The sequence below is a fragment of the Acrocarpospora macrocephala genome, assembly GCF_009687865.1.
GTDB classification, from domain to species: Bacteria; Actinomycetota; Actinomycetes; order Streptosporangiales; family Streptosporangiaceae; genus Acrocarpospora; species Acrocarpospora macrocephala.
On sequence record NZ_BLAE01000021.1, the window covers coordinates 100,045 to 114,791 of the forward strand.

Annotated in this window: 15 protein-coding genes; 2 read left to right on the forward strand and 13 right to left on the reverse strand. The window is 70.7% G+C overall.

The features are described 5' to 3' along the window. The first annotated feature begins 11 nt into the window (after window positions 1-11). The gene (locus Amac_RS19570) at window positions 12-473 is read left to right on the forward strand and encodes a hypothetical protein (RefSeq protein ID WP_155355809.1); all 462 of its coding nucleotides are present in this window, start codon (window positions 12-14) and stop codon (window positions 471-473) included. Here Amac_RS19570 and Amac_RS19575 read toward each other — a convergent pair. From Amac_RS19575 to Amac_RS19605, 7 genes are all read right to left on the reverse strand, one after another. After that, window positions 470-1,600: a hypothetical protein gene (locus Amac_RS19575; RefSeq protein WP_155355810.1), complete on the reverse strand. Its 1,131-nt coding sequence runs from the start codon at window positions 1,598-1,600 to the stop codon at window positions 470-472. The genes Amac_RS19570 and Amac_RS19575 overlap by 4 nt on opposite strands. A 98-nt stretch (window positions 1,601-1,698) precedes the next feature. Further along, window positions 1,699-2,394 carry an endonuclease/exonuclease/phosphatase family protein gene (locus Amac_RS19580; RefSeq protein WP_246268484.1) on the reverse strand — a complete coding sequence of 232 codons (696 nt, stop codon included), beginning with the start codon at window positions 2,392-2,394 and terminating at the stop codon, window positions 1,699-1,701. Between the two features lie 81 nt (window positions 2,395-2,475). Beyond that, window positions 2,476-3,420 carry an ROK family glucokinase gene (locus tag Amac_RS19585; RefSeq protein ID WP_155355812.1) on the reverse strand — a complete coding sequence of 315 codons (945 nt, stop codon included), beginning with the start codon at window positions 3,418-3,420 and terminating at the stop codon, window positions 2,476-2,478. Between the two features lie 18 nt (window positions 3,421-3,438). Continuing rightward, window positions 3,439-3,852 (reverse strand): DUF5304 family protein, encoded by a 414-nt coding sequence (locus tag Amac_RS19590; protein ID WP_155355813.1) that lies wholly within the window; start codon window positions 3,850-3,852, stop codon window positions 3,439-3,441. After that, window positions 3,849-4,997: an ArsA family ATPase gene (locus Amac_RS19595; protein ID WP_155355814.1), complete on the reverse strand. Its 1,149-nt coding sequence runs from the start codon at window positions 4,995-4,997 to the stop codon at window positions 3,849-3,851. Before Amac_RS19595 ends, Amac_RS19590 begins: the two co-directional genes overlap by 4 nt. Further along, the gene (locus Amac_RS19600; RefSeq protein ID WP_155355815.1) at window positions 4,994-5,428 is read right to left on the reverse strand and encodes an SRPBCC family protein; all 435 of its coding nucleotides are present in this window, start codon (window positions 5,426-5,428) and stop codon (window positions 4,994-4,996) included. Before Amac_RS19600 ends, Amac_RS19595 begins: the two co-directional genes overlap by 4 nt. A 14-nt stretch (window positions 5,429-5,442) precedes the next feature. Further along, window positions 5,443-6,210, reverse strand: a complete 768-nt coding sequence (locus Amac_RS19605; protein WP_155355816.1) for a metallophosphoesterase family protein — start codon at window positions 6,208-6,210, stop codon at window positions 5,443-5,445. Window positions 6,211-6,405: 195 nt separating this feature from the next. Between Amac_RS19605 and Amac_RS19610 the strand changes: the two genes are divergently transcribed. After that, window positions 6,406-8,154, forward strand: a complete 1,749-nt coding sequence (locus Amac_RS19610; RefSeq protein ID WP_155355817.1) for an AMP-dependent synthetase/ligase — start codon at window positions 6,406-6,408, stop codon at window positions 8,152-8,154. Between the two features lie 405 nt (window positions 8,155-8,559). On the opposite strand, the gene Amac_RS19615 is transcribed toward Amac_RS19610, so the two are convergent. The 6 genes from Amac_RS19615 to Amac_RS19635 form a co-directional block, all read right to left on the reverse strand. After that, the gene (locus Amac_RS19615; protein WP_155355863.1) at window positions 8,560-9,684 is read right to left on the reverse strand and encodes a glycosyltransferase family 4 protein; all 1,125 of its coding nucleotides are present in this window, start codon (window positions 9,682-9,684) and stop codon (window positions 8,560-8,562) included. Between the two features lie 367 nt (window positions 9,685-10,051). Further along, the gene (locus Amac_RS19620) at window positions 10,052-11,305 is read right to left on the reverse strand and encodes a M48 family metallopeptidase (RefSeq protein WP_246268486.1); all 1,254 of its coding nucleotides are present in this window, start codon (window positions 11,303-11,305) and stop codon (window positions 10,052-10,054) included. A gap of 32 nt (window positions 11,306-11,337) precedes the next feature. After that, on the reverse strand, window positions 11,338-12,168 hold the full coding sequence (locus tag Amac_RS56270; RefSeq protein WP_246268488.1) for a peptidase MA family metallohydrolase: 831 nt from the start codon (window positions 12,166-12,168) through the stop codon (window positions 11,338-11,340). Window positions 12,169-12,450: 282 nt separating this feature from the next. After that, window positions 12,451-12,885 (reverse strand): hypothetical protein, encoded by a 435-nt coding sequence (locus Amac_RS19625; protein ID WP_155355819.1) that lies wholly within the window; start codon window positions 12,883-12,885, stop codon window positions 12,451-12,453. Window positions 12,886-13,240: 355 nt separating this feature from the next. Then, window positions 13,241-14,233 (reverse strand): zinc-binding dehydrogenase, encoded by a 993-nt coding sequence (locus Amac_RS19630; RefSeq protein ID WP_246268490.1) that lies wholly within the window; start codon window positions 14,231-14,233, stop codon window positions 13,241-13,243. Next, a complete protein-coding gene (locus Amac_RS19635; protein WP_307729738.1) occupies window positions 14,230-14,700 on the reverse strand; it encodes a pyridoxamine 5'-phosphate oxidase family protein in 471 nt (156 codons plus the stop codon). The genes Amac_RS19630 and Amac_RS19635 overlap by 4 nt, the downstream gene beginning before the upstream one ends. Window positions 14,701-14,747 lie beyond the last annotated feature (47 nt).

The following is a 14,747-nucleotide window of genomic DNA, read 5'->3' on the forward strand; positions in this document are numbered from 1 at the left end:
CTGGGATCGATGTGACGCCACAGAGTGATGAGGACGAGGTCTGGCGTCAGATCGTCGCCTCTTATAACGACACACCCGACAACGGCTCGGCCGATCAGCCATGGCCGGATCGGGAGAACGTGCCGGCGAGTCCGGCGACCGTGGAGGTGGACGGCGAGTCCACCGGCGCGGTGGTGGCGGACGACGCGGCGGACACCGCGGCCGAAGCTCAGCCCGATGAGGACAACGACCACTACATCCCGCCGCCGCCTCCGCCGCTGCCCAAGACGGACGCGCTCACGAAGGCGTCCTGGCTGGCGCTGTTCGGCGGGCCCGCCTACCTGCTGCTGGCGGCGCTGCTGAGCTGGCCGATGGATCCGTGGATCGTGTTCACCGCGGTCGCGGCCTTCATCGGCGGGTTCGTGGCGCTGGTGGTCCGGATGGGGGACGGCCCGCCGAACGACTCCGGCTGGGACGACGGCGCCGTCGTTTAACGTTCCGCGACTGGACCGAAGGTTTCGACCAGGTCGCCGTAGCGGTTGGCTTTGTCCAGGACGTGGCCGACGGCCATGGTCAGGTCGCCGATCCGGGTCACGGCCTGAAGCCGGACCGTGCGCCGGCTGGTGGCGGGCTCGCCGCGCAGCGGTTCCCAGCGGCGGCCGGTGAACTTGAACAGGAACGCCTCGTCCGGGCGGGCCGGGTCGTGGCCGGAGGCCCAGTAGCCGCCCTCGCCGTCGCCGGTCACGCCGTAGAGCTCGGCCTCGGCGATCGGGAGCTCGTCCTTGGTCCAGCGTTTGCCGTCCCACCGCAGGATCAGCGGCTCGATGCCCTCGTCGCCGTGGAAGACCCCGCCGACCGCGACCGCCCGCTTGGCGCTCTGCAGGTAGACGTCCCGGAGATACCCGCCCTTGATCGCGGGCACGGACACGGATTTCCACCCGTTCCCGGTCAGCCGCATCACCAGCGGCCGGGACCCGGTGTCGCCCACCGCCCAGCCGTCCTTGCCGGACAGCGCCACCCCGTGCAACGCGCCCGCGGGCCCGATCGTGGCGGTCCAGCTGCCCGCGCCGGTCGCGATCAAGCTGCGCCCGCCCCGGCTCCCGACCGTGACCACCCGCCCCGGCTGCGCCGCCACCGCCCGTAGCCAGTCCCCGCCCCGCACCGGCGGCACGATCACCCGATCGAACCCGCCGCGCCCGCCTTTCCCGATGTACGGCACCCCGTCGTGCCCGTCCCCGACCACCCACAACTCGGTGGCCGACACCGCGCTGATCGACCGCAACGGCCCGACGCCGGTGACGTCGCCCCTGGCCCCCACTTCGGTCCAGGCCCGCCCGTCCCACCGGGTCACCACGCCCCGGTTCTGCCAGACGTCCCAGATGCCCTCCTGCCCGACCGCCCACACGTCGGTTTCGGACAGCGCGGCCACATCGGAGAGCGAGCTCCCGTTGCCCAGGCGCGCGGACGTGGCCTGCCGCACGATCTCGTCGGCGACCGCCCTGGGGCGGGTGGGAGACGGCTGAGCGTGCGCGACCGATGTGACGTGAGGTAGTTGCCCGGCCAGAAGCCCGGTGAGAAGCCCACACAACGGCACCACGCGCCGAGTCAGGCAGCGGGTCATAGGGGAATCGTACGGGCCGACCGCCCGTCCGGGGGCGAGAGACGCCATTTCCGCCCCCGAAAAGCGACAGTTCGATCCGCCCGAATCCTCACGCGAGGTCAAGCGGACCGTGAGATCTCCGCCGCCACCGGCCGGTGGTCGGTGGCGGCGCGCAGGTCCTCGAAGGCGGGGATCACGTCGGCGTCGCCGCAGGCGTGCACGGTCAGGCCGGGGCCGGCGAAGATGGCGTCGATGCGTTTGTCGGGTTTGCCCGCGTGGTAAGTGAAGCCGTCGCCGCGTGGGGCCACCGCATAGCCGTCGGTGAAACGGCGGGACAGGTATCGCCAGGCCGGTTCGGTGGGCTGCTCGTTGAAGTCGCCCGCCAGGACGGGGAAGGCGTCGTGTTCGGCGGCGGCGGCCTGGATCCGGGCGGCCACCTCGGTGATGTGCCACATCCGGGCGCCCGAGTGGAGATCCAGGTGGACCGAGCCGACGGCCAGGCGGGTTCCCTCGACCTCCACGATGGCGATGGCCATGGCTCGCCATTCCAGCCCGAAGAACCACCGCAGCCGGTGGTGCTCGACGTGCGCGACGCGGGCGCGGGGGCCGACCAGGACGGCCACGCCGCTGGTACGGCCACCCGCCGCCAGCCGCATTCCGGTGACCCGGGGCAGGGCGCGCCGCCGCCGCCACAGGTAGAAGGGCGGGACTTCCTGAACGCACAGCACGTCGGAGCGGAGGACGGAGATGACCCGGGCCAGCGCCCTCTGATCGTCGCGCAGCGCGCGCACGTTGTAAGACGCGACCCTGATCACCAATCCACGCTAACCCGCGCTCAGGGCATGCGGGCGCCGCTCGGCGGCCTTACCGCTTTGGCGCTGCAAGCTGACCCGCGCTCACGGCATGCGGGCCAGGTCGGCCGCCCCCACCAACCCCGCGGAAGGCCCGAGCTCGGCGGTCCTGATGTCGGCGAGCGGGCGATGCCCCCGGCCGGTCAGGCGTTCGGCGAAGGACTCCTTCACGCCGTCCAGCCACAGGTCGGCCGCCGCGGAGACGCCGCCGCCCATGATGAAGCAGCCGGGATCCAGCACCGCCGCCAGGTCCGCGAGGCCCTGGCCGATCCACCCGGCCAGCCAGGCGTAGGCTTCGAGCGCGACCGGGTCGCCCGCCCGGGCCGCCTCGGTGATCTCGCGGCCCTCGATCCGCTCGGGCGTGCCGCCGGCGATCTCCAGCAGGACGGACGCGCGGCCAGGGTCCATGGCGGCCAGGCGGCGGGCCTCGGCGACCAGGGCGTTGCCGCTCGCGTACTGCTCCCAGCAGCCGAGGTTGCCGCAGCCGCAGCGTTTGCCGTCGGGCACGCTCTGGATGTGGCCGAGTTCGGCGCCCATCCCCCAGCGGCCGCGATACAGCGCGCCGCCGACCACGACGCCGCCGCCGATGCCGGTCCCGACCGTGACGCACACGACATGCGTCTCGCCGCGCCCGGCCCCGAAGCGGTATTCGCCCCAGGCGGTCGCGTTGGCGTCGTTCTCCACCACCACCGGCAGCCCGACCAGATCGGCGACCTTCTTCTGCAGCGGCTCCTCGCGCCAGGCCAGGTTGGGGGCGAACCGGACGACCGACCGGGTCTCGTCCACGAACCCGGCCGCGCCGACGCCCACCGCCTCGACCTCGTGCCGGGAGGCCAGCTCTTTGATCGCCTCCGCCACGACGCCCGCCACCAGCTCGGGATTGTCAGCGGGGGTGGGCCGGAGCAGGCTTTCGACGATCTTCCCGTCGTCGTCCACCACCCCGGCCGCGACCTTCGTTCCGCCGATGTCGATGCCGATGGTCAGCGTCATGCCGTCCCTCTTCCGGTCTCAGCCCAGATCGATGTGCTCTACTCGCGAGTCATCGTGCCGCCGGGACGTGGCCGGGCGCTGCAGGGAGTCGACCGCCTGCCGGAAGGCGGCGAGGAGCTCGCCACCCGCCGCGATCAGGTGGTCGGCGACGTCGCCGCCCGACTCCCTGCGCGCGGCGATCACCCGGCAGACCGGGCAGGCCCGGCAGATGTACTCCTCGTGATCATGCCCGGAAACCGCCTCCCCCCACACATCCTGCTGCCTGCCGCGGCTCCCGCCGCCGCCGAACGCGTTGCCGATCCCGCTCCCGGCGCCCTTGACGAACCCTTTGCCGAGCTCCCGGCCCACCCGCTGCTGCAGCGAGTCGAGAAACTTCATCGCCTCTTCAGCGGCGGAACCGAGCGGATCCGGCCGATCATTGCTTTCCGTCATATCTCGAACGTTACCCGGAGGTGGCCGTCCTGGAGCGCCGCCGAGGCGACCGTCCGGCGGGCGAGGGCGGCCGGGAGCGCGATGACCCGGCGGTAGGAGCCCGCGGTGACGATGAGCTCGTCGCCCTTGCGGGCCAGATCGACGTCGGATTTGTCGGCGAGGGGGAGCCAGAGGGTGAGTTCGTCGGCGCTGATGCGCATCGGGGGTTCGCCGGTGGGGGCGGCGAAGGGGTCGTGCTCGCCGTACAGGGCGTCGCCGACCTCGGCCAGCGCGTCGACGCCGACCGGTTCCGCGGGCAGGTACGGCACGGTCAGGATGGGCAGCGGCGCGAACGAGGCGTGCACGTCGGCCAGCTGCCTGGTCTGGGCTTCGACCCAGCGGGCGCGCCATTCGTCGGCGCCGCCGGCGGGGAAGACGCGGTTGGCGATGACGGCGTCCACGCGGTAGCCGTACAGGCTGAGGGAGGTGAGGGTGCGGCGGGCCTCGGCGACGACGACGGCCTCGGGGGTGAGCACCAGGCGGACGGAGGCGTTGTCGCCGGTGAGGAGTTCGCGGACGGCCAGCAGGCCGCGGTGCAGGCGTTCCCCGGCCGAGAGCACGCTCTCCTCGGGCGCGCTGACCTTGGCGACGTGCCGGACGAGGGGGCCGAGCGCCTTCAGCAGCCGCCGCCCGATCGGCAGCAGGCGGCTGACGTGCCAGTCCAGCGCCTCCGGCAGGGCCAGCAGGCGGAGCGTCTCGGCGGTCGGCGCGCAGTCCACGACGATCACGTCCCACCGGCCGGTGCGGGCCTGCTCGCGCAGTTCCAGCAGCGCGATGATCTCCTCGGCGCCGGGCAGCACGGTCACCTCCTCGGAGGTGATCTCGTCCAGGCCGAGCTCGTGGAAGGCCGACCTGGCGTAGTCCTGCAGCTCGCCCCAGTGCCGTTCGAGCGAGCGCTGGGTGTCGACCTGCTGCAGGTAGAGGCCGGGCGCGGCTTCGACCGGTTCGCCGGAGGGCGGCACGGCCAGCGCGTCGGCCAGGGAGTGCGCGGTGTCGGTGGACACGACCAGCGTCTTGAGGCCGCGCCTGGCGGCGAGCGTCGCCGTGGCCGCGGCGGCGGTGGTCTTGCCGACGCCGCCCTTCCCCGTGAAAAGCAGGATCCTCATGCGCCCTCGACGCGTTTCTTCAGCCCTTTCAGAGCGGTGTCGATGATGACCTTCTCGGCCTTGCGCTTGATCATGCCGATCATCGGCACCTTGAGGTCCACCGCCAGCTCGTAGGTGACCTCGGTGCCGCCGCCCCGCTCGGCCAGGCGGTAGCTGCCGGTGAGGCCGGACACCATCCGGCCGCTGTCGACGATGTGCCAGCTGACGGCGGCGTCGTCCCAGTCGTAGGCCAGCGTGTACTCATCGCTGATCACGCCCGCGTCCAGGACGAACCTGACGGTCCGCGGCCGGCCCTCCGCGTCGTCGCTCAGGACCTGCGCCGACTTCACCTGGCCGGCCCATTGGGGGTACGCCGCGAAGTCGGCGATCACGGTCATGATCGTTGACGGGTCTGCGCCGATCGTGATGCTCGACGTGGTGCGATCAGCCATGGGCTAACCGTACTTCACCATTCGAGAGTGAACGGCGTCCCGCGACCCCGGAAATGCCCGACATTTACGCATTCGGTGCGGCCGATTCTGGTGCGGCGGGCCAGTGGCTGGTGCACGTGGCCGAACAGCGCGAACCTGGGCTGGATGCGGCGGATGGCGGCCAGGGTGGCCTCGCTGCCGCGTTCGAACCGCCGGGCGACGGTGTCGTACAGGAGCTCGGGGACGGCCGGGGGGATGTGGCTGCAGAGCACGTCCACGTGGCCGAGCGCGTCGACCTTGCGCGCATACTCCTCGTCGTCTATCTCGTACGGCGTGCGGTAAGTGGTGCGCAACCCGCCGCCGACGAACCCGAAGGTCAGCCCGCCGATCTCGGCCGTCTGGCCGTCCAGGATCTGGTGCCCCGGGCGGGCGTACTCCGTCCAGAGACCGGGCAGGTCCACGTTGCCGTAGGTGAGGTAGGCGGGGGTGGGCATGGCGGCGAATATCTCCGCGTACTGCGCCCGGACGGCGGTCTCGATGTGCTCGCGCGGGTCGCCGCCGCGCTCCGCCCACAGGGCGGCCGACAGGGCTCTGGCCTCGTCGAACTGCCCGGCCGTGCGCAGACCGACGTATTCGCTGGCCCGGGCCGCGCCGAACAGGTCGGGGAAGATGCCCTGCGAGTGGTCGGCGTAGTCGACGAACAGGAGCAGATCCCCCAGGCAGATCAGGGCGTCGGCGCCCTCGCCCGCGCGGGCCAGCGCGTCGGCCCGCCCGTGGACGTCGCTGACGACGTTGATCCGCATGCCCGCAATCCTAACTAAACGCTTGGCTCCGGGCCTCGACCCGGCTTGGGCCTGCGCGTCGCAGCCATGATCCATATTCAGGCTGATAGCGTGAAATCGCCCGGATAACGCCTGGGTGACGGACCTACCAACGCGTAACTTCTCGGGGTAGCGTCCGGTGCAAAACTTACCCAGCGGTGTCCCAAAGGAGTGACCGTGCGCGAGTACAGCGTTCCCGTGCTGGTGGACGTTCCACTGTCGGCCAACTGCACCGACACGGTGTTCCAGCGGGCGGTGGACGAGCCCGGCGCCGTGTCCATCCGGCGCAAGGTCGGCGAGGACTGGGTCGCGGTCACCGCCGCGGAGCTCCGCGACACGGTCGCGGGCGTGGCGAAGGGCCTGATCGCGGCGGGCGTCGAGCCGGGCGACCGGGTCGCCCTCATGTCCCGCACCCGGTACGAGTGGACGGTGGCCGACTACGCGATCTGGGCGGCGGGCGGCGTCGGCGTGCCGATCTACGAGACGAGCTCGGCCGACCAGGTCAAGTGGATCATCTCCGACAGCGGCGCCAAGGCCGCGTTCGTGGAGACCGCCGCGCACGAGGAGACCGTCCGGGAGGCCGCGCCCGACCTTCCGCTGCTCTGGAACATCGACGGCGGCGCCCTGGAGTCGCTGATCGAGTCCGGCGCGTCCGTCAGCGACGAGACGCTGACCGAGCGCCGCACCGGGCAGAGCGGCCGGGACCTGGCCACGATCATCTACACCTCGGGCACCACCGGCATGCCGAAGGGCTGCCGGATCACCCACGACAACCTGCTGTTCACGGCGCGGAACGTGGCGTTCGGCCCGCTGGAGAGCATGTTCACCGTGGACGACAGGGCCGCCCTGCTGTTCCTGCCGCTGGCGCACAGCTTCGCGCGGATGGTGCAGATCGTCCTGCTGGAGACCGGCACCGTGCTCGCGCACACCCCGAACATGAAGAACGTCGCCCCCGACCTGCAGGGGTTCAAGCCGACCTTCCTGCTGGGCGTGCCGCGCGTGTTCGAGAAGGTCTACAACGCCGCCGAGCAGAAGGCCACCGCGGACGGCAAGGGCAAGATCTTCCACACCGCCGCGAACGTGGCCATCGAGTACAGCAAGGCCGAGGCCACCGGCGGCGCCGGTCTCGGCCTGCGGCTCAAGCACACCGCCTTCGACAAGCTCGTCTACACCAAGCTGCGCGCGGCCACCGGCGGCAAGCTCACCGCGGCCGTCTCCGGCGGCTCCGCGCTCGGCGAGCGCCTGGGCAACTTCTTCCGCGGCGTCGGCATCGAGGTCTTCGAAGGCTGGGGCCTCACCGAGACCTCCGCCCCGTCCACGGTCAACATCCCCGGCGCCAACAAGGTCGGCACGGTCGGCAAGCCCTTCCCCGGGGTCACCATCGGCATCGGCGAGGACGGCGAGATCCTGGTCAAGGGACGCCACATCTTCGACGGCTACTGGAACAACGAGAGCGCCACCGCCGAGGTGATCGACTCCGACGGCTGGTTCCACACCGGCGACGTGGGCGAACTCGACAAGGACGGCTACCTCAGGATCACCGGCCGCAAGAAGGAGATCCTCGTCACCGCCGCCGGCAAGAACGTGGCGCCCGCCCCCCTTGAGGACAGCATCCGCGCACACCGGCTGATCAGCCAGGTCATGGTGGTCGGCGACGACAAGCCCTTCATCGGCGCCCTCGTCACCCTCGACCCCGAGGCCCTGGCCCAGGTCACTCTCACCGACGAGGAACTCCACGCCGAAGTCCAAAGCGCCATCGACAACGCCAACCGCATGGTCTCCAAAGCCGAACAAATCAAAAAATTCATCATCCTAGAAAACGACATAACCGAAGAAACCGGCCACCTCACCCCGTCCCTCAAGGTCAAGCGCAACCTCGTCATGCGCGACTTCGCCAAACAAATCGACGAACTCTACGGCTCCTGACGCCAGGAGACGCCAGAGCGACAGCCCAGGAGGAGACCGGCGAAGCGAGTAGCCATCTCGTTCCAGGTCCACTCACGTTCAATCCAAGCGCGGCCACGTTCGCCCACGGCCCGGCGGTGGCGGAATCTAGGAACAGGGCGGCAAAACAGGCGGCCACCTGGTTCCAGGCCCAGCCGCGTTCGATGAACTGCACGTCTCCTCACGCCAGGAGACGCCAGAGCGACGGCCCAGGAGGAGACCAGCGAAGCGAGTGGCCACCTCGTTCCAGGTCCACTCACGTTCAATCCAAGCGCAGCCACGTTCGCCCACGGCCCGGCGGTGGCGGAATCTAGGAACAGGGCGGCAAACAGGCGGCCACCTGGTTCCAGGCCCAGCCGCGTTCGATGAACTGCACGTCTCCCGACGTCAGGAGACGCCAGAGCGGCGATCCAGGAGCAGGGTGGCGAAACGGGCGGCCACCTGGTTCCAGGTCCATTCGCGTTCGATCCAGGCGCGGCCGCGTTCGCCCATGGCGCGGGCGGTGGCGGGGTCCTGGAGCAGGGTGAGCAGGGCGGTGGCGATGGCGTGGGGTTCGGTGCCGTCGACGACGAGGCCGGTCTCGCCGTGGCGGACGGCGTCGGGGGCGCCGCCGGAGGAGCCGGCCACCACGGGGAGGCCGGTGGCGGAGGCTTCCAGGTAGACGATGCCCAGGCCTTCGACGTCGATGCCCGCCAGGCGGGTGCGGCAGGGCATGGCGAAGACGTCGCCGGCGTCGTAATGAGCGGGCAGCGCGGACCAGGGCACGGCTCCGGTGATGACGACGCTGTCGCGGTGCCCGGCGGCGGCGCGATCCAGGGATTTGCGGGCGGGGCCGCCGCCGACGAGCAGCAGGGCGGCGTCCGGGACCCGGGCCAGGACGTGGGGCCAGGCTTTGATCAGCATGTCCTGGCCCTTGCGCGGGACCAGGCGGGAGACGCACACCACCACCGGGCGGCCGGTCAGGCCGAGGTTCGCCCGGACCTGGGCGCCACCCGCCCCCGGGCGGAACAGGGCGGTGTCGACGCCGGGCGCCAGCCGCACCAGCTTGGCCGCGGGGATCTGCGTGCTGAGCCGCGCCCGGGTGTACGCCCCCAGGTAGGTGACGATGTCGGCATGCTCGCCGATCCGGCGCAGGAGATCACGGGCGATCGGCAGCCGCGCCCAGGACGCCTCATGCCCATGCGTCAGCATGATCACCCGCTCGGCTCCAGCGGCCCGGAGCGCGGGACTGAGCAGGCCCAGCGGGGCGGCTGCCCCGAACACCACCGTGGTCCCCGGCTCCACCAGCCGCGCCGCCCGCCGCGCCACATCCCGGGTCGGCAACATCAACTTCCCCGGATGCCGCACCACCTCGTACGGCTGCCGCGCGTCGAACTCCCCATCCCCCGCCCACCGCGGCGCGTACACCACCACCGAGCCAGGCGGCCGCCGAGACGCGAGCGCGTGCACAAACGACTGAATACCCCCGGGCCGCGGCGGAAAGTCATTAGTGACAATCAGCGTCCGACCCACGCGGACCCCCGTCCAGCAGCGGCGGGTGAAGGGCAGGGGCGCGGTCCAGCCCACGCGAGCACCCGTCCGATGGCGGCAGGTGAAGGGCAGAGGCTCCAAGACGGCCCCACCCACGCGGCCTCCCATCCGATCGCGGCAGGTAAAGGGCGAAAGCGCGGCCCTGCCGACGCGGGCACCCATCCGATGGCGGCAGGTGAAGGGCAGAGGCTCCAAGACGGCCCGGCCCACGTGGGCACCCGTCCGATGGAGGCAGGTGAAGGGCAGGGGCGCGGCCCAACCCACCCGGACTCCCATCTGATGGCGGCGGGTGAAGGGCAGAGGCGCGGTTCGGCCCACGTGGGCCCCCGTCCTGTGCCCTTGGCCGGGGTCACGGTTCCTTGACGCTGTTCAGGAGGGCCCAGGAGCGCGCCATGGCGATGCGCTGGGGAGCCGTTGGGTGCGAGACGTAGAGCACATATTCCAGGATGTCCGGGGACAGGTCGGAGATGTTTCTGGTGGCCAGGCGTTTCTGCATGGCGGTGAAGGTGACGGGGTCCCGGGTGAGTTCCAGGGCGTGGGCGTCGGCGCGGGCCTCGATGTGTCTGCTCACCAGGTTTTGCGCGGGTCCGGATAGGAACGTGCCGAGGGAGATGAGCCCGACCAGCAGGCCGACCGCCCGGGGATCCCCGAGGGCGGGAACCTCCGTCCGGCGGCGCAGGCCCTGGGCCACGAGGAACAGCAGGCAGGTGCCGAGGGCGGCCCCGAGGCCTCCGACGAGCGTGCCGTAGAGGACGTCACCGTTCTTGGCGTGGCCGAGCTCGTGGGCGACGATCAGCTCGGTCTCCTTCGCGGGTTCCTTGAGCAGGTTGTCGTACACCACGATCCTGCGCGTCGCCCCGAACCCGGACACGTACGCGTTGAGCGCGGTGGTCCGCCGGGACGCGTCCGCGACCAGCACATCGTTCACCGGAACGCCGTCCCGCTCCGCCATGGCGAGCAGATCGGTGCGCAGCTGCCCGGCGGGGAGCGGCGCGAAGTCGTTGAACACGGGCTCGACCAGCACCGGATACGCGAACGACAACCCGACGGTGAGCACGAAGGCGCCCGCCGAGGCCGGAATCCACCAGCGCCTGGGCCACTTCCTGGCCAGCGCCACCACCACGAGAATCATGATCGCCGAGAGCGCCACCTGCAGACCGAAGTTCTTGAGCCGGTCCCCCGTCCAGGCCGCCCACGTCTGGGTGGACAGGCCATACTCCCGGAGAACGGTCTCGGCCCACATGCCGAGCGGCCATTTCAGCGCCAGTGAGACGCCGTAGACGGCGACCACCCCGCTCAGGACCCGCACCCACCACGGGCCTCTGAGCCGGGCCAGCGCCCGGGTGCCGAACGGCGTGAGCACCAGCACGCCCGCCACCAGCAGCGTCACGCCCAGCGACAGGTAGGACGGCACGCTGGTCGCCGCGTCGAAAGCCTGAGCGCGGGCGATCTCCTGGGCACTGAAGTCCCGCGCCGGATCCGGCTCCGCCGCGGGCGCGCCGGAGAGCACCTGCCACGGCGTCGTCACCGCGACCACCGCGATCAGCAGGACGCCCAGCCCCGCCAGCGCGAAGGCCGCCCCCCGCGTCCCCGACCGTTCCACCGGCCACCTCCCCCGACTCGCAGACCTTCGTATCACACCGGCCCGACAAGCTGCCGCCGCACGTACTGACGCCAGCCCTTGGTGAAATCCCCCATGTTCCCCCCAAGGGTGCGTGCCATCGCGGTGTCCGGATCGCCGTCCCGCGCGGCCCGGTAGAGCGCCACCAGCCGTTCCGCCCCGTAACGCTCGGCGATGTAACGGCATGCCAGCCAGGCTTCCTCGTACACCTGCGCGATCCGCGCGGAACCGGCCTCGAAGGCGTCGCGGCCCGGCAGCTCCCGGGGCAGGACACCGGCGCGCACTTCCTCGGCCAGTTCGGCCGCGGCCACGCGCGGCGAGAGCCCGCTGTCCAGATATCCGACATAGTCAGCGAATCCCTCCACCAGCCACATCGGCATATCCCCGCTCGTCGCCGCCCCTGTCGCGACATGGGTGAGCTCGTGGGCCAGCACGACCCGCCGCCCCACCTCGGAGAGCCGCCCGAACCCCTCCGGCTCGATGATCACGTGATCCACGTCCGCCAGCGCGGCCATCCCTCGTACTCCGGCGGGTTCGGCCAGCACCGCCGCGTCCTGCGTCGATCGCGGCACCAGGACCACCGCCTCCGCTACCTTCCACACCCGGTTGACCGCCCGGCGGGCCCGCTCGACCTCCTCCGCGAGCGCCGCCGCACCGGGGGCGCCCCGCGCGATCAGCAGCAGCGATCCGCCCGTGCGAATAATCGTGGCGTCCGTCCAGAACCGGGGATGTTCGCGGGCGATCGCGCGGGCCTGGACGAGCAGGTCGTCGGGGGGCGCGGCGGCGGACGCCGTCAGCAGGGCCGCCAGCAGGGCGGCGGTCAGCCGTACACGCATGGCAGGCATTGATCCAGCCGAATCGGCAGACGTCAGCCGTACGCGCATGGGAGGCATGCTATGCGCGGCCAGGACCTGGGACGGCTCCGCCCAGCTCTGGGGAGCTGGGCGGCTGTCCGCTACGCGACGATTCCGCGGGTCATCCGGGGACGCGGTGGTCCGGCAAAGGCGGCGCCTATCCGCGGTCGGCCAGTGCGGCGGCGGTCCCGACGAATCCGAAACGGTTCCTGATCATGCTGAGCGGAGGTTCCTTCGTCACCGATCGCCTCCTTCGGTCACAGGGTTATTCGGTTAGGGCACGACCACGTGGAAGGGGACATCGTGGGCGCCGCCGGTGGTGTAGCCGGTGCCGACGAAGACATGGCGTCCAGTGCCGCACGCGGTGTTGCCGGAGTAGACCAGGACGGTGGCGCTCCAAGGGGCGCCCCACATCTTGGTGGCGACCGGGATCGTCTTGGTGGCGTCGATGTTGGGCTCGAGGTAGACGCAGTACTGACCGGTGGCGATCCTTCGTACGGCGGTGACGCCGGTGGAGCGCACCACGGCGCCGTTGGCCTTGACGACGGCCGCGGCGGTGGCGTGGGGAGTGATGGCTCCCCCGATCGTGGCGCGGACGGTGGTCTTGGGGGTGCTGTCTCCCCCGATCGCGGCGTTGGCGGCGACGCCCGCGCCGATGCCCAGAGCGGTGGCGGCGGTCAGCATGAGGACGGTGGTCTTGTTCGGCATGACGATCCTCCTGATGTGGGGGACGACCGGCCCGGCCAGACGACATTGGACCGATCCAGTTCACTACTCAGAATAATCAGTCGACTACTCTCAGTAACACTACCCGAATGGTGAGGCGACCGTCGCCCTACCTTGCTCGCCATTCGCCCTGCTCAGGAGGTTAAGAACTACTCGCCGTCAAAAAGATCAAGGATCATGGGTGGCCCTCTCACCGACTCTTCGCTTCCTTGCTGGGTCGGCCCAGCGACGCCCGGACTCGGGCCGATCACTCAGGACGGCAGGGCGATGGATGCTGCTTCACAGCGACCGCGCCCCGCTACCGGACCCGTCTCGCGTCCCACCGGAAACGGACGCGTTACGGGAGGACGACGATGCGCCCGCAGGGGCGGTGCGGCTCGGCGCCTTCTTGGAGGCGGTGGGATCGGGCGGCCTCGGTGAGCGGCAGCCGTGTCCCGATTCGGGAGACCAGGGTGCCGCGAGCCAGGAGATGATTGATCGCCGTAGCCGCCGCGGCGAGTTCAGCTACGGTGGCGTTGCTGATCACAAAGCCCCGGAGGCTGGCGTTGCGCGTGTAGAGCTGTCCGACCGGCAGCACAGGGGTGGCGCCGAGACCAGCCAGGATGATCATCCGGCCACCGTGGGCGAGCAGCGGGACGGTCTGCTCCAGGTGGTGCTGGCCGGCGGAGTCCCAGAACACGTCCACCCCGCCGGGAGCGAGTTTGGCGATCTTCACGTACATATCCGGGTCGTGGTAGTCGACGACTTCGTCGGCGCCGCACCGCCGGCACCAGTCGAAGTCGTCCGGGCGTGCGGTCGCGACGACCCGCGCCCCCGCGGCCGCGGCGAGTTGAACGGCGGCGGTGCCGACCCCGCCGCCCGCACCGGTCACGACGACCGTCTCCCCGACCCGCAGGCCCGCCTCCTTGAACAGGCCGATGTACGCGGTGGCGGCGGTGTGCAGGGAGGCGACCGCGTTCTCCGGATCAACGCCGCCGGGCAGGAGGTAGAGCCGGTCTGCGGGCACGGCGGCGTACTCGGAGAAGGACCCCTGGCGACCGTCGAACCCCAGGCTGTTGCACCACACCGTGTCGCCGGGAGCGAACCCCGTCGCCGCCGTGACCACGGTCCCCACCAGGTCACGGCCGATGATGAACGGGTACGGCAGGCGTGTCCGGTAGGCGCCGGAACGGACGAAGGTGTCGACGTGGTTGACCGCGAGTGCCCGCACCTTCACCAGCACCTCCGACGAGCCGAGCTCGGGCACCTGGAACCGGCCGATCCGTATCTCGTCCGCCGAGCCGGGTCGCGTGATGTACGCCGCGGTCATGGTCTCCTGGTCGCTCGTCATTCCTCTTCCAGGTCAGCGAGGTACGTACGCGCCCACGCCTGCCTGAGATCACCCTCGTCGGCGCCGCCGAAGGTGTAGGCCGGAGACAAGATCGGCAGCGCCCTCTCCACGTGCACCAGAATCGCGCGAATGGCGGGATAGCCGGGACCGTTCAGGTCGAGCAGCCACGCGTGCAGCCACTCGTACACAGGATCGCCAGGCTCGCGGAACTCCGCGGTGCCCTTGAACCGGTAGCCCCGCCTGCGGAGAAAGTCGATCGAGTTGATCTCGATACGCGGATCGCGTTCGAGGTTGCCGACCGTGTTCGGGGACGCGATGTCCATGAAGGCGATGTGCTCATCGTCGTAAACCCGCATCGATCCCTTCGGCGAGAGATTCGGCGAGCCATCGGAACACACGGTGGCCACAAAGGACAAGCGCGAGTTCTCCACGATCAGGCGCATATCATCATCGATTGTCTTCATCATCTCCCCTTCAGTGAGGCCCAAGCTTCGCCCTCAGGGAGGAGGTCAGG